This is a genomic window from Vibrio sp. E150_011, assembly GCF_053544015.1.
On sequence record NZ_JBHFOL010000021.1, the window covers coordinates 41,043 to 63,416 of the forward strand.

At 45.1% G+C, this 22,374-nt stretch carries 13 protein-coding genes; 5 read left to right on the plus strand and 8 right to left on the minus strand.

Translation table 11 applies throughout. The features are described from left to right. Position 1: 1 nt before the first annotated feature. From ACE1OE_RS21580 to ACE1OE_RS21600, 5 genes are read right to left on the minus strand one after another with little or no spacing between them, the layout of a single operon-like run. A complete protein-coding gene (locus tag ACE1OE_RS21580) occupies positions 2-1,021 on the minus strand; it encodes an ABC transporter ATP-binding protein (RefSeq protein WP_449212246.1) in 1,020 nt (339 codons plus the stop codon). Next, positions 1,018-1,839 carry an ABC transporter permease gene (locus ACE1OE_RS21585; RefSeq protein WP_372061723.1) on the minus strand — a complete coding sequence of 274 codons (822 nt, stop codon included), beginning with the start codon at positions 1,837-1,839 and terminating at the stop codon, positions 1,018-1,020. Before ACE1OE_RS21585 ends, ACE1OE_RS21580 begins: the two co-directional genes overlap by 4 nt. Beyond that, on the minus strand, positions 1,826-2,728 hold the full coding sequence (locus ACE1OE_RS21590) for an ABC transporter permease (RefSeq protein WP_449212247.1): 903 nt from the start codon (positions 2,726-2,728) through the stop codon (positions 1,826-1,828). The genes ACE1OE_RS21585 and ACE1OE_RS21590 overlap by 14 nt, the downstream gene beginning before the upstream one ends. Continuing rightward, entirely contained in the window at positions 2,725-3,531 is an 807-nt protein-coding gene (locus ACE1OE_RS21595) for an alkaline phosphatase family protein (RefSeq protein WP_449212248.1), read from the minus strand. The genes ACE1OE_RS21590 and ACE1OE_RS21595 overlap by 4 nt, the downstream gene beginning before the upstream one ends. Before the next feature lie 9 nt (positions 3,532-3,540). Next, positions 3,541-4,608, minus strand: coding sequence for an ABC transporter substrate-binding protein (locus ACE1OE_RS21600; RefSeq protein WP_372061726.1), 1,068 nt, complete (start codon positions 4,606-4,608; stop codon positions 3,541-3,543). A gap of 221 nt (positions 4,609-4,829) precedes the next feature. On the opposite strand from ACE1OE_RS21600, the gene ACE1OE_RS21605 reads away from it, so the two are divergent. Next, complete coding sequence (locus ACE1OE_RS21605; RefSeq protein ID WP_449212249.1) at positions 4,830-5,537, plus strand: UTRA domain-containing protein; 708 nt, start codon at positions 4,830-4,832, stop codon at positions 5,535-5,537. A 51-nt stretch (positions 5,538-5,588) separates the two neighbouring features. Here the strand turns inward: ACE1OE_RS21605 and ACE1OE_RS21610 are convergent, their stop codons facing one another. Together ACE1OE_RS21610 and pdxH are read right to left on the minus strand one after the other, a co-directional pair. Next, entirely contained in the window at positions 5,589-6,389 is an 801-nt protein-coding gene (locus ACE1OE_RS21610) for a helix-turn-helix domain-containing protein (protein ID WP_449212250.1), read from the minus strand. A gap of 283 nt (positions 6,390-6,672) precedes the next feature. Next, complete coding sequence (pdxH, locus tag ACE1OE_RS21615; RefSeq protein WP_449212251.1) at positions 6,673-7,311, minus strand: pyridoxamine 5'-phosphate oxidase; 639 nt, start codon at positions 7,309-7,311, stop codon at positions 6,673-6,675. Between the two features lie 359 nt (positions 7,312-7,670). Between pdxH and ACE1OE_RS21620 the strand changes: the two genes are divergently transcribed. The 4 genes from ACE1OE_RS21620 (at position 7,671) to ACE1OE_RS21635 (ending at position 13,829) form a co-directional block, all read left to right on the plus strand. Further along, on the plus strand, positions 7,671-9,062 hold the full coding sequence (locus tag ACE1OE_RS21620) for an HlyD family type I secretion periplasmic adaptor subunit (protein WP_449212252.1): 1,392 nt from the start codon (positions 7,671-7,673) through the stop codon (positions 9,060-9,062). 93 nt (positions 9,063-9,155) lie between these two features. Beyond that, the gene (locus tag ACE1OE_RS21625) at positions 9,156-9,782 is read left to right on the plus strand and encodes a transglutaminase-like cysteine peptidase (protein WP_449212257.1); all 627 of its coding nucleotides are present in this window, start codon (positions 9,156-9,158) and stop codon (positions 9,780-9,782) included. 6 nt (positions 9,783-9,788) lie between these two features. After that, complete coding sequence (locus ACE1OE_RS21630) at positions 9,789-11,699, plus strand: bifunctional diguanylate cyclase/phosphodiesterase (RefSeq protein WP_449212253.1); 1,911 nt, start codon at positions 9,789-9,791, stop codon at positions 11,697-11,699. 15 nt (positions 11,700-11,714) lie between these two features. Next, positions 11,715-13,829: a type I secretion system permease/ATPase gene (locus ACE1OE_RS21635; RefSeq protein ID WP_449212254.1), complete on the plus strand. Its 2,115-nt coding sequence runs from the start codon at positions 11,715-11,717 to the stop codon at positions 13,827-13,829. 140 nt (positions 13,830-13,969) lie between these two features. On the opposite strand, the gene ACE1OE_RS21640 is transcribed toward ACE1OE_RS21635, so the two are convergent. After that, entirely contained in the window at positions 13,970-22,357 is an 8,388-nt protein-coding gene (locus ACE1OE_RS21640; protein WP_449212255.1) for a tandem-95 repeat protein, read from the minus strand. Between the last annotated feature and the right edge of the window lie 17 nt (positions 22,358-22,374).

Below are 22,374 nucleotides of genomic sequence, written 5' to 3' on the forward strand. Positions count from 1 at the left end.
TCTAAGCTCTCACAGGTTGAATTTCGTTTAAATTGAATAACAGTTCTAGCTGACTTCCCACCGCCAACAAACGCTCTGAAGATCGATTTAACAAGTCGACCGTCAGCTCACAATCGTCGATATCAACTTGATAACGAATGACATTGCCAAGTAACTGATGATGAAGAATCGTGCCGAATTTAGGGGTGGATATATGCTGACCGTAATGTCGTCCCTGTTCTTTTACGTAAATCGATTCAGGACGAATCGCGACTTTCGAATCCACATCAATATTGAACAATGACTTCGCTTTTTGTGCATCAACAAGGTTGTAGTGCCCCATAAATCCAGCAACGAATTCATTAACAGGGTGCGTATAGATATGCTCTGGCGCGCCTTGCTGAACAATCTCCCCTTGGTGCATCAAAAAGATACGGTCTGACATAATCATGGCTTCTTCTTGGTCATGAGTGACAAACACGGTGGTCAAGTTCAATTCTTTTTGTATTTTCCTAATTTGTTGGCGCAAATTCTTTCTGATTTTAGCGTCAAGGGCCGACAATGGCTCATCGAGCAGCAAGATACGCGGCTTCACTACCAAGGCCCGAGCAAGCGCGACACGCTGTCTCTGCCCGCCAGACAACTGATGGGGATATTGCTTTTCTTTGCCGTCTAACTCCACCAGCTCAATGACTTTTGCCACCTCTAATGAAATAGTCGCTGAATCAAGGCGCTGCATTTTTAATCCGAAGGCAATATTGCCTTCCACCGTCATGTTTGGAAATAACGCGTAGGATTGAAACACCATCCCAATGCCACGCTGTTGTGGCGCTAAATGGGTAATATCGACACCATCAACCCAGATCTCTCCACCTTCGACAGGATTGAGTCCGGCAAGGCTGCGCAGTAACGTTGATTTACCACAGCCACTCGGTCCCAATAATGTAATAAATTCACCTTGCTCGATATTAAACTCAATATCCTCAAACACGGTATTGGCACCAAACCGTTTGGTAAGTTGCTTAACATTGACATAACTCATAAGCCGCCCTTTTGTTCGCTGTGACTAAAACGACTGGCAAGCCAAGTCAGTAAAAAAATGAAACTGAAGTAAGTCATCACTAACGCCGACGTGAAGTGTCCGCTAGTCTGACGCATGTTGTAGAGATAAATTTGTAGCGTCTCAAAACGAGTACCCACCAGAATATTGGCAAAGACAAATTCACCGAGTAAAAAGGAAAAAGACAAGAACAAGGAGGCCAACAAGCCCTTTTTAAGATTCGGAACGATGATCAAGAGAAAGGCTTGGGTCGTACTTGCGCCCAACAGGTGCGCAGCATCCATTAAGTCGTTAAGATTGATCGCCTCAAAGCTGTTCGAGATTGCTCGATACATAAACGGCAACGCAATGGTGAAGTAAGTACCAATCAAAATCCACGGAGTGCCAACCAGCGGTATCGCACTATCAGCATAGATTTGCAGTAATCCTACTGAAGACACCACTGGAGGCACCGCAAACGGTAGTAGAATCAACACATTCATCAGCTTGTCTAATTTAGGGAAATAGTAAAATACGACGAAAATAGCGGGAAGAATAAGAGCAATACTTAACGCCAATGCGGCAAAACAGACCAATAATGAACGCCCAAACGCCGCGAGAAAACGCGGGTCAGTCAGCAACTTTAAGTACCAATCAAGGGTAAAGCCGTCAGGTAGAATCGTCGCCCCCCACTTAGATGAAAGTGAGTAGACCAAGGTCGCGATAATAGGCACCAGCATAAGGCCAACGATGCCATAGACAATGAACTTGTGATAGTAAGTGCTAACATTACGTGTATTAGAATAATTACTTTGAGGCATGATAACTCCTCGATAGCAGCCACTGATTGATAATGGTAATAAACGCCAATATCGCCATCAGTATCACCGAGATCGCAGCGGCCAGATTGGGCTCCAAAAACAAGTCACCCGATACCAAACTGGCAATTCGAACGGTGATAACGTTATAGTTTCCTGCCGTCAACGCATACACGCTCGCATAAGCGCCCATCGCGTTCGCAACTAATATAATCAGGGTACCCAGCAACGCAGGGGAAAGAACAGGAAAGCCAATCTGCGTCCAATATTGCCATGTTTTTGCCCCAAGCAAAGCGGATGCAGATTGCCAATCATCTTGCAGTGCGTCAAAGGCGGGATACAACAACAGCACCCCTAGCGGAATCTGGAAGTAGATATAAATAACCAACAATCCCCATTTCCCGTAAAGGTTAAACTCTTCAATAATGCCGTACTGCTTAAGCAATAGGGTCACTGCACCATTGACGCCAAGGATGATGATAAACGCGAAAGCAAGCGGAACACCGGCAAAGTTACTGCTCATATTCGTAAAGGCGATAACGCCATCACGCAATTTACTGTCCACACGACGCAATGATGACACCAGTAAGGCCGCTATGGACAGTCCGATTACACTTGACCAAATAGCAAGCCAAATACTGTTGCTAAACGCTTGCATCATGAAGCTAGAATCAAATACTTCCAAATAGTTTTCGAATGAAAACTCACCGTCATACTGAAAGCTGTTTAAGAATACCCAGCCCATTGGAGCAAGCTGAAACCAGTAGAAAAACAATGCAAACGGGACTAATAAAATCGCCTGCTTCAACGCCTTCCAACGTCGCTGTTTATGCTGTGAACTCTGATCAATTGCAGATTCTGACCGTGACGGCGTGAGTGTTGAGGAATTCATAAGGCGATAAACTCCGGTGGAAAAGGCTTGGAATGTTGAAGACCAAGTAATTGGCAGCACATTCCACATATTTCTGTCTGCTTGAGATCGATAGAGGCATGAGTAAACGCATCGCCAATCACAAACAAAGGTACCTCCCGTTCTTCAGGCAAAATACCACCATGTGACAAATCATCATTCATCCCATGATCGCTTGTCACCAGGATCTGATACCCCTCCGCCAGCCACTTTTCAATATAGTTAGATAAGTAAATGTCAGCATGACGTGCTGTATTACGATACTGCGAAGAATTTAAGCCAAACTTGTGCCCAGCATCATCAATATTCATAGGATGAATCAGTAGAAAATCCGGTTGATGTTTTTGTCTTAACGACTCGGCGTCAAGAAACAATGCCTCATCCGGGTAGTGATCCCAATGATAGAAATGACCGTGTTGTATGTTCAATTGCACATCATCGGTAAAGCGATCGCGCACGGCGTCATAGGGTGCACGATTATACAGTTCACTGACCCAATGATAGGCCGCTGCGGCGGTCACTCGGCCTTGTTCTTTCGCCAAACTGAATACCGAATCATGCTTAGACAAGCGCACTATTTGATTGTTAACAATGCCGCTAAGAACCGGTGTAACACCCGTCAAAATACATTCATAAAGAGGCCGAGACATGGAGGGAAGCTCACACTGCAGCGGATATAACGTTGCTTTTTGTTGCTCGATTAACCCATTCAAGTAGCCCATGCAATCGCGGGCTACTTGATAATTGAGGCCATCGAGAACAACAAGGATAACCTTATTGCTCATGTTCAACCCTTATTGCTGGTGGATAAGCACGTTTTCTTGCCATTGACGAGGCAAGCGACGAGCAGACTTTTCCCATGCTTTAAAATCTGTCACAGGGTGAACGTTGTTGTACTGGTCGTTTGCAATCAATTTAGCTTGCACAGAATCAGGCAGGGTGACATTGCTGCGAATCGGACGAGCGTAGCCTTCGGCAAGGTTGATTTGACCGCGGTCACTAAAAATATGCTCACGTGCCAGCTTTGCGGCATTAGGGTTTTGAGCAAATTTGTTGATGATAGTGGTATAGCCAGAAATAACCGAACCATCTTGAGGAATCGTCACAGAAAAACGATCACGGTCGATTTGATCGCGATAATTAAGCGCGTTAAAGTCCCAAAGAATAGCGACTTCAACTTCCCCTTTTTCAAGGTTAGCGATGTTCGGATCGTTAAATGATAAGCGACCTTGTTTAGCTAATTTAGAGAAAAATTCAATCGCAGGTTTTAGATTACTTTCATCACCGCCATTAGCAAATGCTGCAGCCAATACGGCATTATTGGCTTGCGCCGCAACACCGACATCCCCAACAGTGACCTTGTAGTCCCCATCGAGCAGGTCTTGCCAAGATTTAGGGGCATCTTTGACTAGGTTACTGTTAGAAATAAACGCAATAGTCCCAGTATAAGCTAATGCCCAGTGACCGTCTTTATCTTTCGCCCAATCCGGAATATCATCCCACGTTGTGGGTTTATAGGATTGCGTTACACCCTTTTGAACCGCGACGCGTGCAAATGCAAAACCTACATCACCAATATCAGCCGTTGCGTTTTTCTTTTCCGCTTCAAACTTTGCAATTTCTTGCGCCGAGCTCATATCCGTATCTTGATGTTTCAAGCCATAAGTAGACTGTAAATCGCTCCATGTATCTTTCCAGTTCGCCCAGCTATCGGGCATGCCGACACTATATACAGCCCCTTCTTTTTTTGCCGCTTCGACTAAAGTTTGAATGCTGTCTTCTTTGGCAAATGCCGACGACGATACCGTCGCGATCAACAACGTTGTTGCAGAAAGTTTTGCGCAATTTAGCAAAGTTTTCATTGTCTGTTTCCCTTTGGACTAGGTCAGTAAGTTCACTTTTTATGCTATGTCCAAAATGTGACAATTGGTGGGCGCTAATTTGACGCTTTTATTTAAATTAGATGGCAGATTCATGTCACTTAAACCAATTTTTATTACAACAACATCATAAGATGCCTGTCATTAAACTGTTACGCAGTTCCAGTAGCTTGTTTAGAATCGGATTCTTGGACTAGATCAGCATGCATGCCCGTACCCAGCTTGGTAAAATTAAAACCACTCTTCGATCCCAAATTGAAGGTGATATTCTCGTTGCGGGGGAAAAGCTCCCCTCAGAACGAGAGCTCAGTGAACTCTTTTCGACGACTCGTATCACCATTAAAGATGTCTTGACGTCACTGGAAACGGAAGGCTTGATCTATAGAGAGAAACGCCGTGGGTGGTTCGTATCGCCACCTAGGATAAGGTACAACCCATTGTCTCGCTGTCATTTCCATCAAATGATCCGCGATCAGAATCGAATTGCAGAAACCAAACTCGTCAACACTCGAAGTGAGCTTGCCAGTGGAGAGTACGCCAGGGCATTGATGGCTGAAAAAATTACGCCAATCCACGTCATTGAAAGGTTGAGATACATTGATGGGCGAGTCGTGTTGTTTGTCGAAAACTGTTTAGTCGCGACATTATTTCCAGGGATTTTAGACGAGAATTTGACGTTATCGTTAACGAGTTGCTATCGAGATAAATACCAGTACATCACACAACGTTCCCATTTTGATGTCATACCAACATCCGCGCCAAGCCATGTTGCCCAAGCACTCAACCTTGCTGAAGGGCAACCGGTTCTAAAAATTTGTAGAGTCAATTACAAACAAGATGGGCAACTGATGGATTGCGAATTTGAGTACTGGCGGCCAGACGCCGTGATGATCTGTATCGACAGCGAATGAAAACGTACAAAAATTAAAATAAGATCGAAACAATATGCGTATAAGCACTATTCAAGAAAAACGTTTCCTGTAGCGAGAAGGCGAGACACCTTGCAAGCGAGAAAAAGCATGCGTGAATGTGCTTTGTCCAGAAAACCCGGTTAACTCAGCGACTTGACCAAGGTTTAAATGACCTTGCTCAATCAGCCTTTTTGCTGCATCCACGCGCTTGTTCAAAACATATTGGTGAGGTGTGATACCGAGCTGTTCCTTGAACAACATATGAAACTGACTTTCTGCCAAAAACACACTACCTGCTAGTTGTGAAACAGATATTTTATGGCATAAGTGCTGATCAATATAACGATCGATATGCTCAAGATCGAAGCGCGAATCGCGCATAGACGTTTTTAGCTCAGAAATATGACGCTGCAGAAGCGCAATCACAGTATCGTTACACGCACGACTTAATAATAAGTCATCAGGGCTACTGGTCATCTCCGCTACCAGCATCCGGATCAGTTTCTGAATCTGTGTATCCAGCTGAAAGTACGTTCGATTATGAGATAACTCATTGATACGATGGAGCAATACGGGGTCATCATCGTTGGGTATAGGTAGGTTGAGAACCAAAATATCGGGTTGATCAATGACACCACCGAAAGCATGATCAAGGCCTGAAGTCACCACACAACCCTGCCCTGGTCCCACCAAATTCCCAACGCCACCCACATCAAACTCAGCATGACCTTTTAAACCGATCACAACTTGCGAATAATGATGCTCATGAGAGTCCATATGTGAGGGTAGACGGACAATTTCAGCCGGTTTTGGGGAAGCATGATCAAGAGGATGATTTGATTTATTCGGCATGTTTCTCGATGTCACTGTTCGCGGTGTAGAATCCGTGAGTATAGCGATTTACCTCTATATTGGAAAAGATATTCACCGTCGATTCACCGAAACCGTTATAAATGCCCATTATTCAGTCCATTATGCACACTCAAAAAGGATCCTCACTTGATCAAGCTTCCGGAACCATGATCATGAAGCAGTAACTTACGGTGGTTGTAATTTGAACTATTTCACATTTTAGTTATAAAAAAACCGCGGTGATCGCGGCTTTTATTGTAGTAATAGTCTTATATTTCAGTCACTAAGGGGCCAAACGCTCGATATCCCAATGCCCTTCATTATCATCTGTAAAGAGAAAGCGATCATGAAGTCGATGCTCTCCACCTTGCCAAAACTCGATCGATTCAGGGCGGATTCGGTAGCCTCCCCAAAATGATGGCACAGGGATCTCACCTTTTTCGAACTTCTTCTTTAGCTCAAGGTACTTACCTTCCAGGACACCACGAGCCGAGATACGACTGCTTTGTTTGCTGGCAATTGCCGCGAGCTGACTGTCTTTAGGGCGTGACGTGAAATACTTCATATTTTCCAAGGTAGACAGTTTTTCTGCGGTCCCCGTAATATGCACTTGTCGCTCTAATGGATGCCATGGAAAATGCAGGCTAACTTTCGCATTTGCCTCAATATGCTGAGCTTTACGACTGCCTAAGTTGGTATAAAAGACAAACCCACTTTTATCTACATTTTTAAGTAGTACGATACGCTGGAATGGCTGACCGGATTCATCAACCGTTGCAACGGTCATCGCCGTTGGGTCTGTCAATTTAGCCTCAACAGCCTGTGCTAACCATGCATTAAATTGATCGATCGGATCTGCTAGTAAATCCTGACGGCGCAACCCACCCTTTGAATATTCGCGGCGGATATCTTCGAGTTCCATAACCATTCCTCTACGTTTTTTTGAATTTTGCGCTTATCAGCACGAGAAAACAAGCCTCTATCGGCCAACTCATCATCGATTTTCGTCATTGATGTTCTAGTTTATCTCTATAAAACGTATCAACCACTCAAAGAAGACAATATTTTTATATTTCATAACTTTGCATTCACAAAAGTAGTACTAAACTTTACTATGTCTATGCAGACACAATCGCTTACTAATTTAATGATACTCAGTAACCTTCGTCGTTATTGCAAAGTAGGTCGAGTCTTCACAACGCAACGGTTACAATTTGACCACTGTAATAATAGTATTAAAACGATTGGATAGATTCGTCCAATGTGAATCGCGGATAGAGCATGAATAAAAGCGAATACAACAAGGTTTCTGACGCCGAGATCGATTATATCGATGACAAAACCGCGGCTCTACTACTCAACACGCCCACCAGCGCAAGAATAATGCTGTGGATTGTGGTGCTGTTTTTCATTTGTGCGGGCATATGGGCATCTTGGGCGGAGATCGATAAAGTCACTGTAGGTCAAGGGAAGGTCATTCCCTCATCTCAGATCCAAGTCATTCAAAACTTAGAGGGTGGCCTGGTCAAACAGATCCTTGTAAAGGAAGGGGATTCTGTCACCGCAGGACAACAACTGCTTCTCATCGATGATACGCGCTTTCGCTCTGACTTTAGAGAGCGAGAGCAGCAAGTACTCAATTTAACCGCCAATGTTTTACAGTTATCGGCATCCTTATCCAGTGTCATCATTAATGAAGATGTAGATAGTAATAAATGGCAGCAATCTGTCACTCTCGATACGACAAAACTGGCGTTCCCTCTTACATTTGAAACCGACTATCCAAAGCTTGCCAGCAGACAGAGGGCCGAATATCAGCAAGACCTCAATGAGCTTAGGAACCAACTTTCTGTCGTTGATTACCAAGTTCGTCAAAAACAGCAAGACTTGGTTGAGATTCAAGCAAGGGTTCGCAGCCTTAGACAAGGCTATAACCTAGCGCGAGACGAACTCAATATCACGAAGCCTTTAGCCGATGAAGGGGTAGTTCCCAAGATTGAGTTGCTAAAACTGCAACGCCAAGTGAACGACACAAGAAGGGAGCTAACCTCGACCGAACTAAAAGCGCCCGCATTGCGCTCAGCTATACAAGAATCAATGTTAAGCCGAATCGACATTGCTCAAAAGTTTCGCTCTGAACAGCAAGAGAAGCTCAATCAAGCACAAGATAAGCTGTCCTCAATGACGGAGTCTGCGGTTGGTCTAGAAGATCGAGTGAATCGAACCAACGTCGTCTCTCCTGTAAATGGCACCGTTAAAACACTCAACGTCAACACCGTGGGTGGCGTAATTCAGCCGGGTATGGACCTGGTCGAGATCGTACCGACGGAAGACACCTTATTGGTGGAAGCAAAAATTGCCCCCCAAGACATCGCCTTTTTACGTCCTGATTTACACGCGATCGTTAAGTTCAGCGCGTACGATTTTACTAAATATGGTGGATTAGACGGCGTACTCGAACACATTAGCGCTGACACCACACAAGACGAAGAAGGCAATAGCTTTTACATCGTAAGAGTGCGCACCGAAATTACGAACTTTGGTCAAGGCGAGGAGCTACCGATCATTCCGGGTATGACGGCTTCCGTCGATATCATCACTGGCAAACGTACGGTATTAGATTATCTATTAAAACCGCTTATTAGCGCTCAAAATAACGCGCTGAAAGAATAAAGGCGAACGGTGCTAAATAATACGCGGACAGGACGTCTGCAAAAAAGACTCCAGCGATGTGTCATCAGTATCACTACCGCAACGTGTTTAGTCGTGGCAGGCTATTCTGGTGCATACTCCAAGCAAGAGCAGGTGTGGATTAATACGGTATCGAAAATCTATGGTGCACGCGCAGGAAAACGGGTAGAAACATGGCGAACCGTGCTGTCGGATTTGCAAGGACAGCCTGAAAAAGTGCAACTGGAGAAAGTAAACGCATTCTTTAACCAACTTAATTTTGTTGATGATATTAAATTATGGGGAAAGAAAGATTATTGGGCGACACCATTGGAGTTTCTGGGAAGCAATGCAGGTGATTGTGAAGACTTTACCATCGCCAAATACTTCTCTCTTTTAGAACTCGGCGTCTCCGACAAAAAGCTTCGCTTGGTATATGTTAAAGCCATTGAACTGAATCAATTTCATATGGTTTTGGCGTATTATGAAACCCCTCGTGCACAACCTTTAATATTGGATAACCTAATCGGCGAGATTAAACCCGCATCAAAAAGAAATGATCTACTGCCGATATACAGCTTTAACGGTCGCAACCTTTGGGTGATGAAAACCACACAAGGGAAACTGGCTGGTAAGTCGTCGAGACTGAAATTATGGAATGATTTGCGATCGAGAGAGCGCTCATTGAAGTTAAGGAAACCTAAGGTAAATTACGACGAGTAAACAATTATGACACTATACAGACAGCTAGTGGTTAGCATGATAGCGGTATTTATCCTGCTCTTGACGTCGGTGTTTATCATCGAGTTTAACACCACAAAAAACTTCCTTGAGCAGCAACAACGTTCTGAAGTCAACAATACCATCAATACCGTCGGGTTAGCACTTGCGCCTTACCTAAAATCACATGATACCGTTGCGGTAGAGTCCGTCATTAACGCTTTATTTGATGGCAGCACCTACTCATCAGTGAGCTTGGTTTTCCTCGAAACCGACCAAGAAATTGTTCGTAGCTACCCAATTAAGCCTAATGGTGTTCCAACGTGGTTCACAAACCTTGGCATATTTAGTCCAATACAAGATTCTCGAGTCGTGACAAGTGGTTGGTTGCAATTAGCAGAGGTAAAAATCATTAGCCATCCTGGGCACGCTTACGCTGAGCTATGGCTTGCCTTAGAACGCTTGGTTATCGCTTTTGTGACTATCTTTGTTCTCGGTATGTTGGCTATAGCCCTCATTTTGCGCCGAGCACTAAACCCTCTGAGAGCCATCGTTGAGAAAATGGAGCAAGTTGCCCATAAACAATTTGGGGACCCGTTAAAACGGCCAAAAACCAAAGACCTTATTGCGGTTGTTGACGGCATAAATAGCATGTCTGAACACGTGGAAGAATCGTTTAAACAGCAAGCAAAAGAAGCGCAAAAACTTCGCGAACGTGCCTATATGGACCCCGTTTCTCATCTCGGAAATCGAGCGTTCTATATGGGGCAATTGAATCAATGGCTATCAGAGTCATCACTTGGTGGGGTTGCCATTCTTCATGCAGAGTTTATTAAACGAACCTATAAGGCAGAAGGATACGAGGCAGGGGATGGGTTAGTGAAAGAACTGGCTGATTTGTTGTCCCTCAGCATCAATATTCCTAATACCGTGATCGCACGTATTTCTACCGATGAATTTGGGTTCGTCTTCCCTAGCATTGATGAGAGTGAGCTTAAGCTTGTTGCCAGTAATATTGTCAGCTGCGTACAAGACCTAAACTCAGACCCAACCGGCCTGAGCAAAGCCAAGTCTGCTCTGGGTGTTGTTTTTAATGAAGAGCGTAAAAATTCGACCCAAATACTGTCTGTATTAGACAATGCCTTAACAAAAGCTAAATCTGATCCAGCACTAGACTACGGCTATGTATCTAATGAAATTACGGGCTCGATTCTAGGTAAGCAGCAATGGCGTAGTATGGTCGAAGAAGCGATCAGTAATGATTGGGTGACATTCCGCTTTCAAGCCGCCAATAGCAGCTGGGGAGAGACTTACCATAGAGAAGTATTCTCAGCTATCGAAAAAGACGGTCAACGCTTTACTGCCAACCAGTATCTTCTGCCCTTAGAGCAACTCAATGCCAGCCATATCTTTGATGAACATGTGATTGTATCGGTGATTGATAAACTCGAAAAACAAGAGATGTCAGATCCGATTGCCATCAATATCGCGCCAACCAGCATTGCTCAACCAAGCTTTATCCGTTGGATCACTCAAACATTGTCGAAGCATCGCAGCATTAACGAGAAGTTGCATTTTGAGATACCAGAAACCTGCTTTATTAATAACCCTCACCACACTGCATTATTCTGTAATGCGCTGCGAAGTGAAGGCGCAAAATTTGGTGTAGATAACTACGGTCGAAATTTTCATTCGTTGGAGTATATTAGCGAATTTAGGCCCGACTATGTAAAACTCGACTATCTCTACACACATCAATTAGATGATGAAAAACAGAAATTTACCCTAACGTCAATTTCTCGAACCGCACACAACTTAGGTATAAAAACTATCGCCTCTCGAGTGGAAACGCAGACTCAGTTAGACTTTTTATCTGAGCATTTTGTGGATGTATTCCAAGGCTTTATCGTCGATAAATAACAAGGTGCCGATAGCATGAAGGACCCTTTACTGAATTCGCTGATTTATATCAGCCGATACTACGGGCTAGCCAACTCCCCTGAGGCGTTGATCAATGGCTTGCCGCTGTCAGAAGGTAAACTGACACCATTTTTGCTTCCCAGAGCTGCTGAACGAGCAGGATTGGTCGCAAAAGAGAACCGCTCAAAGCTTGACGGAATTCCGTCTATTGTGTTCCCTGTCGTTTTATTATTAAAAGGCGGAGATGCTTGTGTCCTAAACAGCATTGATGCCGAGAACAATGCAGCAGAAGTCATCACGCTTGAATCTGGTTTAGTTCCTATTTCAATTCCTCTTGATGATCTTGTCGAACAGTTCATCGGTCGCTACTTCTTAGTGAAGAAGCAGTTTCGCTATGATGAGCGCTCTCCCGAGGTATTAAAAACTCGTGATGGCCACTGGTTTTGGGGCACCATTTGGGAATCAAAACACATCTACCGTGACGTATTAATCGCCTCGCTTGTTATTAATATCTTTGCTGTCGCAGCCCCACTCTTTACTCGGCTTGTCTATGACAAAGTCGTACCCAACCTAGCGTTCGAAACACTATGGGTGTTGGCTGCAGGTATCTTTATTGTCTTTGGTTTTGATTTAGTACTCAAACTGATGCGGAGTTACTTCATTGATGTCGCGGGGAAAAAGTCGGACATACTTATTTCTTCTAAACTGTTCAGTAAAGTAATGGGAATCCGCATGGAATCTCGGCCACCGTCTGTTGGGGCATTCGCTCGTCACCTGCAAGAATTTGAGTCAATACGAGAGTTCTTTACCTCAGCGACCATTGCGTCTCTCATCGATCTCCCCTTTGCACTACTATTTTTGCTCCTCATTTGGTTAATGGCTGGCAACTTGGTGATTATACCTATTGTAGGCGTGGTCATTCTGATCATTTATTCCTTACTTATCCAAGCGCCTCTTCGACGGGCTATCGAGGAGGGATCTCGACTCGCTTCTCAAAAATACGCCAACCTTATAGAGAGTCTAGCGGGGTTAGAAACTGTCAAGATTTTTGGTGCGCAAAGTCAGTATCAATACCGCTGGGAAGAAGCCGTCGCACACATGGCTAACTGGAATATCAAAAGTAAGCGCATTACTGATGGCATCCAAAATACCGCTGGCTTTGTTCAACAATCTTGCAACGTGGGGATGGTTATTCTCGGTGTCTATCTGATCTCGGATGGTGAACTGACCATGGGCGGACTGATTGCCGCAACGATGCTAAGTAGCCGTGCCATCGGGCCGTTGGTTCAACTTTCATTGCTATCTACCCGCTATAATCAAGCTAAATCCTCCATGACGATTATTGAACAAGTAATGGCGATGCCTGATGAGCAAGAAGAAGGTAAGCGTTACATTCACCGTCCAATCATCCATGGCAAGATAGAGCTGGATCGCGTGACCTTTCACTATCCAGACTCACCAATGGCCTCAATTAGAGATTTAAGTTTAACCATCGAGCCTGGAGAAAAGGTCGCGATCATCGGTCGGATCGGTTCGGGTAAAACGACGCTTGAGCGCCTAATTATGGGTTTGTATCAACCGACTGAAGGACATGTACGCATTGATGAAACCGACATTGCACAGCTTCATCACGTGGATGTGAGACGAAACATTGGTTGTGTACCTCAAGACTGTAACCTGTTTTTTGGTTCTATTCGCGACAACATCACTCTTGGCCGACCATTGGTTGACGACCGAGATGTTATGGACGCAGCAAACCGCGCAGGGGTAACGGTGTTTACTCAGCAAGATCCTGCAGGATTAGAACGACAAGTGGGTGAGGGTGGATTATTGCTTTCAGGCGGTCAAAGACAAGCGGTGGCCATCGCTAGAGCTTTGCTAGCACGTCCACCAATCCTAATTATGGATGAACCCACAAGCGCAATGGACAATCGCTCTGAGTTACATATCAAGACTCAACTAAAACAACTTAAGGATTCTGAAACACTGATTTTAATCACGCATAAAACCTCAATGCTCGATGTAGCAGATCGAGTTATCGTGATGGAAAAAGGGGCCATTATTGCGGATGGTCCAAAGGCGAAGGTTCTCAACGATTTAAGGCAAGGAAAAGTGAAAGCGGCCGGTTAACTTTGTACCGCAACGTTCACACCAAGCTAACATAACCAACAGTTAACATGACTCAAAACGACCATAACTAACGTTACCAAAAAAAAGGTGCTGTCTTTAAAAGACGCACCTTTTTTCATCAATGACACTGACCATCGATCTTAACTGTCATGAATAATCACGATATTGTTGAGGATACTATTATCAACACCAGTGACGCCTTCAAGCTCGATTGTCACGGTCTTACCTTCGCCCTTGTCGACATTGATAAAGGTATTCCCCCCCTCTTCCGTGACTTCTATGATGTTACTATCAAGCAAGCCCTGCAACGTATCGTCATCTTCAAACAAGTCAATAAAATCAATCACATCTCTATTGCCGTCTTGTTGCGAGAAGTCGGTAATCACATCATGGCTGCCATCTAGGTCAGAGCTGGTCCACTTGAAGGTGTCATCGCCTAAGCCACCGGTGAGTCTGTCGTTTCCTTGACCACCAATAATTAAGTCATCACCATCAGTGCCTGTGATGACCGTTACACCGCTTCCTCCTTGCACCGCATACTCAACATCATCAACATCTTCAACATTACCATTAGGAACAATATTGACGTCAACCGTCGCCGTCTCTGTACTTGCCAGTCCTTCAGAATCAACCGCACTGTATTCAAATTGGTCCGAAACCTCTGCATCGACAACATCAACCGATTGCAAGACGAATCCAGCCTTTTTGCCATTGTCATCGACGGCTATTATCCGCATTTCATCAAATGGTAGATCAGAAGAAACGGGGATAGAGGCCTGATGATCAACAATCGAATTGGTGTCCATCTGAATAGGCACATTAGTGACAAGCTCACCAGCAGCATAGAGGTATACGAATATTTTCGCTTGTCCGCCACCATTAACGCTTGCGCTAAATTGCCCGGTAAGACTTCCTACCCCAACCAATGCTCGAGTCATTAAACCAGGTGTAAACTTAACTGACATGTACTCTTTCGTCTGAGCTTCGGTCTCTTTGCCTTGACCATTTTCATCGGCACGCTTGGTATAATAACCTCTTTGTTTCGCCGCTCCAGCGCCATCAAAAGCAATGGATTCCAGCTCAGTATCGACATGAGGTAGGTTCCCACCATAGGTTCCCCCAGTAACGACAAGCCCTTGGTCAGCTAAATCACTGAGGCTCGATCCATAACCTTGAGACGTCGCATCAAAACCAACATCAAGGTCGTAATACACGTTAACGCTGTCCTCTATCAAATCACCGACATCGAGATCAAAGCGGTCCCCAGAACCACTCAAGAAGTAAAGCTGTCCAAACTCTGGCTCATCTTCAATTTTCACCAATGTTTGCTTAGCCGCGCTCAAATCATCTTCAGCATCTGTCACAAACTCCGCAAAATTAAGCGGAATCGTATCGTCTTCAGCAAACGTTTCGAAATCAACAACGTTAGGTGCCGTGTTAGCACTAGGACTTGGGCGTTCAGCCACAACCAACTCTATCGATTCGGAAACAACCTGATCCGTTGTAGGATGAGTGTTATCGTTTTCCGACGATATTGCTTCAACCGTGAGCGGATAAGTACCCACGTTGTCAACGAGTACCTGAAGTTCTCCTAATGACTGCCAACCAGACAGGTCAACTTCTAGTGAGTCGCTTACTTCAACGGTTTGAATTCCATTAGTGACAATAGTGCCTTCTGGGAGGCCCTTGAGAAGTAACGTCAAAGACTCGGAGCCATCATAATCCGTCAATGCGGATGTAATATCACTCAGGTCGATGTAGGTATCTTCATAGCCATAATTATGGCGAGAACTTAACGTAATGTTATCAAGCAATGCCCCGTAGCTATCGACTTGGTTCGACTCAAATAGGACGCGATAATTGCCATCATCTGGTGTTTGGAACACAAGACTTTCGGAGTTCCACTCTCGATTAACGCTATCATCAAACGTATACAATTCCGTTCTAACATCTTGATCATCAACTAAGAACACCTGAACAGGTGAACCATTTACTGCGCGAGCAGCGATGTCAAAAGACAAGGTATAGAACGAACCCGCTGTCCCTTCAAAATCAGTATATAAAGAGTCATCAGTATGACGGCGACCTTCAATCTCAAAGATTTTATTATCACTATCTGATGACAGATCACCTAAATACACCCCTTCTCGACCGACTTCGCCAACAAAACTGGTGTTTTCTGTCCCCCAGTCCCCAATAGAACCATTGCTATTGAGCTCTGCATCCGAGACATTACCACGCCATGAGCGCCCACCAAGATCCACATTCTCAAAGTTAATGGATGCAAGAATGTCCTCTCCAGATACTTGCAGAATTGGCACATCGGTCACAGGTTTCACTGTCACATTCAAATCACTTTGCTCGATAAGCGTGTTGTTTTCATCAAGTGCTTCAACTCGCAATGTAAAATCTACATCACTGTGCTCTTTCGGCTGAATAGTCAGTTGACTTAGCTGATCCTTATCAAGCATGACTGCGTTGTCATTAATGGCGATTTCATTGATTCCAGAATAAAGTTTCGCACCATCAGGTAAATCACTGATTGTTACTTTCACGGCATCGCTGTCAGCAGGGAGCGTGATATGTAACGGTATACCGCCTTCTTGGTCCTCAAAACCCGTTGAAGGTGACACGATAACATCGGCAATAGATTCAACAGAAATAGTCGCCACTGCGGTATTCGATGGTTGTAGTTCATCATCAAAAACCGTAATTTCAACGATGCGATCAGTTTCATCTGGGGTCTGGCTTGTGTTCGTGAATGAGATCAGTGATAGCGCGGCTTCATAATCATCACCACTTGCTGCGCCGAGTAAGGTGATTGACGTTGCGCCTGAAGTTAGAACAGACGTCGAGAACGAGATACCGCTGAGTAGTACACCAGAAGTTGCGCCGCTAAGCGTGACACTGTCACCTTGTTTTAGATTGGTAAATACAACCTCAGCAGAAGCAATACTGTCTTTGTCATCAAAAATGGATACATCGCTATCCACAACCGAGCTAGCCACTCCCCCTTCGGTAAACTGTGCTTGGAAGCCTGTGCCAGGTTGATTACTCGCATCTAGGTCTAACTCTGGCGCCGCATTGTCGTTATCCGCAATGTTAGCAACTGCTGAAACGACCCCGCCCACTTCAAGAGTAAAGGATTCTAAGTCTTCCAAATCGCTGTCATCAACCGTCGGTAGGGTTATCTCAAAACTGGAAACACCCTGAGGCACGATTAACTCATTGTTAATATCATCAAATGTCACACCGTTAGTAAAACTCGCGCCACTTACATCAATATCATCAGCGCTAGCCGTGTCTGAATTGGAACCAAATACCACGCCATAACGAGAATCAACCAAGGCAATACCATCGAGGTCTACTTGGTAAATCAAAGACTCACCTTCAATAACATCTTCGGTTTCTAGTGTGATTAAATTGATTGTAGGTGACACAATTTCAGGGTTGACTAGAATATTGACTGTCGCGCTATCAAAGCCGCCTTTGTCGTCAGTGACTTGATACTCAAAATCAGCGCGACCGGCAAAGCCATCAGGTAAATCAAAGATAACATTGCCATCTTCAATACGTGCATCGCCGGTGCTTTCCCCAAACACATACGTGACCCGAAGGCTGTCGCCGTCAAGATCACTGTCATTTTCTAGAATATCGCTAAGCGGCACAATCACTGGTTCGTTGTGGTCAAACACATACGCTCCTGCTCCCACTACCTCAATACCTTGTAAGAAGTAGTCCGACGAATCGGTGCCGCGTGCTGGGCCATTGGTGAAGTCCACTGACTCAAACACCAAGCTGTCAAAAGCAGCGCCATCGGTCTCGATATCAAAGGTGCCTTTATTGCCCGAATCATTGTAGAAATAATCACTGGCCACTAAGGTACCACCTAGGTAAGCACTCCATTTGCCTTGCTCATGATTATCACTTCCACCCTCATTAGCGAACAAGTTAGTGACTGAGAATGAACCCTCAACCGCAGGCTCCTTGAGTGTGATAATCAGTTCTTCTGATTGCATCTCATCACGGTTATATTGGATTTGAGATTCAGGACCCGCGTTGGTAGTACCGTCTGGAATACCAATTCGATCAGAGCCATCGATGTTGTAATTAACAACGTCGCCATCGTATTTTGCTACGATGCTTTCAACCATATCCCAACCTTGATCGCCGCCGCCCATATCACCTTGAACTAAGCGATAGCTCTCGGGATCGTCGACCGCATCAGGGTTTTGGTTGGTTCTTTCATCGTTGATGGTGACGGTTGATTCTTCACTCTCACCCCCCTCTGAATCCACCGCTTTATAGTTAAAGCTATCCTCTAGCGATGTTTCTAAGTAGCGAAGCTCCCAGTTACCCGGCCCTTCAGTGCCAAGGCTAATACCAGTAATGAACACCCCATCATCAACGTTTAAATCATCAACGGAAAAACTTAATTCATGGAACAACTGGTTATTACCAGACGTCTCCTTTTGCACATCAGGGGTATAATCAACGATACTACCATCACTTAGCGTGACCTGAATCGTAACTGCAGATTCATTGCCATTGTTGAGATCACTATAGAAATAGCCCCCCATCCCGTCCAAGCCGAGATTAATGTGTGTTGCAGGTCGCGACGTAAAGTCGATGCTCAGTTGCTCACCAGAGTTAATCCCTTGACCACCGCCAATCCCTAAGCCATGACCAACATGGTTGTCTTGCACATCGCCGCGGTATTGCGTCAAATCACCTTTATTACTGCCGATGGTCACTTCATCACCATTAGCGAGCTCCAGTACGCGATTTTTGCCATCAACCTCATCGCCCCAGTTATAAAACTCATCGTTGGTGCTTTCTAGATCGCTCTCAGTTGGCACCTCTTTAGTGCCTAAGATAAAGCCTTGTGCATCATCACTTGGTTGATAAGTAATCAACGTAGGGTCAAACAATGTTTCGTTGTTCACATCGGCTTGGGTAATCTCAACACCATTGTGATAAAGCGTGCCACCAACCGGTAACTCGGTCAGAGTGACGTTAACTTGCGTGCCATTCGCATCATCTTCAATATCAGAGATATGATCAGTACCCTCTCCTTCAATGGAGCCTGTACCCGTATCAAAGGTGACCGAAACTGGATCATTTCCAGAGATAGTAAAACTGAAGTCCTCCGACTCTGGCGGATCGTTGACCGGAACAACCTGGATCGTCGAGACAGCAACATTCGATGGCGTTCCCTGATCATCAAATACCGTCACCTCAATAATGCGATCGCTGGCATTGGGATCTTCGCTCGTATTATCAAATTCCAGTAGTTGCAGCGCAGCTTGATATTCCGCTGGCGACGCCGTACCGCTGATCGTCAAGACCAATGCCCCTGCGATTGTTTGGGTAGTTAAATTCAAGCCGTTTGGCAGTGTACTGCCCGATTTTAGCAACAAGGAATCATTGCTTTGTGGATTGGTGAGCGTCACCGTAGCTTCGGTGATGACGCTAATATCGTCGGTGATCTGAATATCGCTATCAACGACAGAGATCGCCTCATCACCTTCGGTGAAGATTGCCTGATAGCCATTGCCAATGGCACTGTCATCAAGGTCAATCTCAGGCGCGAGGTTATCGTTGTCACCCCCTGGTTCGCCATCGATTTGACCATCATCTGAAATCGTTGCATCGGAGCTAACGCCCTGCACCCCATTCGTTGTTAGGCCTTCCGGCTCAGTCACTTTCAGGGTAAAGTTTTCGTCTTGCTCATAGGTTTCATCATCTTCAATGCCCACATGAATATCGACCGTAGTAACCCCCGCTGGGATCACAATTTCACCACCCACAATAGGGAGTGCCACATCGCCATTGCCATCGTGATAACTTGCGGTTGTGTGACTAAAGTCATCATCATTCGTGGTGCCATCGATACGCTCAAGTGCAATCGTCAACGGCAAATCAGATGGGTTGCTTAGCGATAGGACAAACGGCACGCTACCAGCATCTTCGCTGACTTCACCACCACCCGAAAGCGCAAGTGTCACACGATCATTGTCGATAATGTTCGCATTAACAGCTTGTCCATCAACCGTTAGCGTAAAGCCTTCACTCGTCTCGTAACGATTATCATCAACAGTCGGTACCACTATGTTAAATGAGCTGACATTTTCAGGGACGACCAACTCACCCGTTTCTTCGTTGTAAGCAACGCCATTGGTAAACGTAACCTGTGATAAATCGACATCATCAGCACTGGCAGTATCGCCTGCGGCACCAAATTCAATACCAAAGAAGGTTTTAACGTTGGTGATATCATCTAAAGTTACGGTATACGTCAGTGTGTCGCCTTCCGTCACGCTATCAACTGCCACTGCAATATCACTGACAGCAACAGGTTCAGGATTGACGAGCACGTTAACCGTTGCACTATCAAAGCCACCTTTATCATCGGTTACTTGATATTCAAAATCAGCTCGTCCCGAGAATCCATCGGGTAAATCAAAGATGACATTTTCACCCTCAATACGTGCGTCTCCGGTACTTTCACCAAATACATAGGTGACGCGAAGGCTATCGCCGTCTAGGTCACTGTCGTTAGTTAAAATCTCAGATAAAGGGATAACAACAGGTTCGTTATGATCAAACACATACGCTCCTGCCCCTACGACCTCAATACCTTGCAAGAAGTAATCTGAAGAATCGTTTCCTCTCGCAGGACCTTCTGTGAAATCAACGGATTCAAAAACCAAACTATCAAAAGCGGCACCATCCGTTTCGATATCAAAGGAGCCTTTATTGCCCGAATCATTGTAAAAATAATCACTGGCCACCAAGGTACCGCCTAAGTACGCACTCCATTTTCCTTGTTCATGACTGCCACTACCGCCTTCATTGGCAAATAGATTCGTGACTGAGAATGACCCTTCAACAGCAGGTTCTTTTAATGTAATCACCAGCTGTTCAGACTCACCTTCAGCACGGTTGTGTTGAATTTGGCTCTCAGGGCTTGAACCCGGTACCGTTGTGCCATCTGGAATACCAATTCGGTCAGAGCCATCGATATTGTAATTAACGATTTCACCATCGTATTTAGCCACAATGCTTTCGACAAGATCCCAGCCTTGGTCGCCGTCGCCCATATCGCCTTGAACTAAGCGATAGCTTTCTGGGTCATCGACCGCATCTGGATCCTGGTTGACCCGCGCATCTTCAATAGTAACGGTAGATTCTTCGCTATACGCGCCATCAGAATCAATCGCTTTATAGTCAAAAGAGTCCTGCAAGCTTGTTTCAATGTACTGCAGCTCCCAATTACCATTACCCTCAGTTCCAAGTGTAATGCCTTCAATCAGCAAGCTCTCATCAACACCTAAATCAGACACAGAGATAACCAACTCATGATCCAAATCGGCATTACCTGAACTCGATTTCTGATAAGGGTCAAGCGTCACCATAGAGCCGTCACTTAACGTAACAGTCACAGTAACCGCCGATTCATTGCTATTGTTTAGATTTTCATCAAAGTAGCCGCCCAAGCCGTCTAGGCCCAACGTTACTGATGTGGCGGGTCTATCAGAGAAATCTATAGACAAGCTTTCGCCTTCATTAATACCCTGTCCACCACCGACGCCTAACCCAAACCCAACATGATTTGCGTCCTCATCGCCACGATACTGAGTGAGAGCGCCACCAGTACTTGTGATAATAATCCGGTCACCATCTCCTAAGGTAAGCACTCTTTCATTGTCATTTGAACCAGCTTCACCCCAATTATAGAATTCACTCTGAGTGCTATCTTGTTCTGATAAATGGCTACTATCTTTTACACCTAAAATGAAGCTCTCAGCGGTATCTGAAGCTTGATAAGTCATCTCGTCGGCGTCAAATTGTGTTCCAGCGGAAATAATATTGCCCGACGCATCAGTAACATGAAGATCAGCTTCAGTGATTTCACGAATATTGCCGTTATCGTTGTAGTACAACACCCCACTGACAGGCAACTCAGTGATCACAACATCAAGGTTCTTATCATCCGTAGCACTTCTATCATCCTCAACATCGGATATATGGTCACTGCCCACATCTTCTATCGACCCTTCACCCGTATCAAATACAACACTGGTAGGCTGGTTATCAGAAACCACAATAGAAAAATCTTCCGAGTTTGGATCGTCATTAAGTCCAGTGACCGTAATAGTAATCGTTTGGGGCTCGCTCGGTAGCCCTTCGTTGTCCACCGCTATATAAGTGAAAGTAACGTCTTCTGATTCGTTCTCCGTAAGAGATTGGAAATCACTACCCGGACTAAAGGTATAAGAACCATCAGTATTGAATGTTAAACTGCCTTTTCCATCTGGAACATCGGTCGCTAAGGCGTAAGACACCACGGTGCCATCCACATCAGAGGCCTCCGGTACCTCACGGGTGATCGAGGTGTCTTCATCGGTCATTTCATCCGCAGGCAACGCCACCGGCTTATCATTGGTACCTGTCACCGTGATGGTGATGGTTTGTGGCTCGCTCTCCAAACCTTCGTTATCAATGGCAACGTAGGTAAAGGTCACGTCTTCCTTCTGACCAT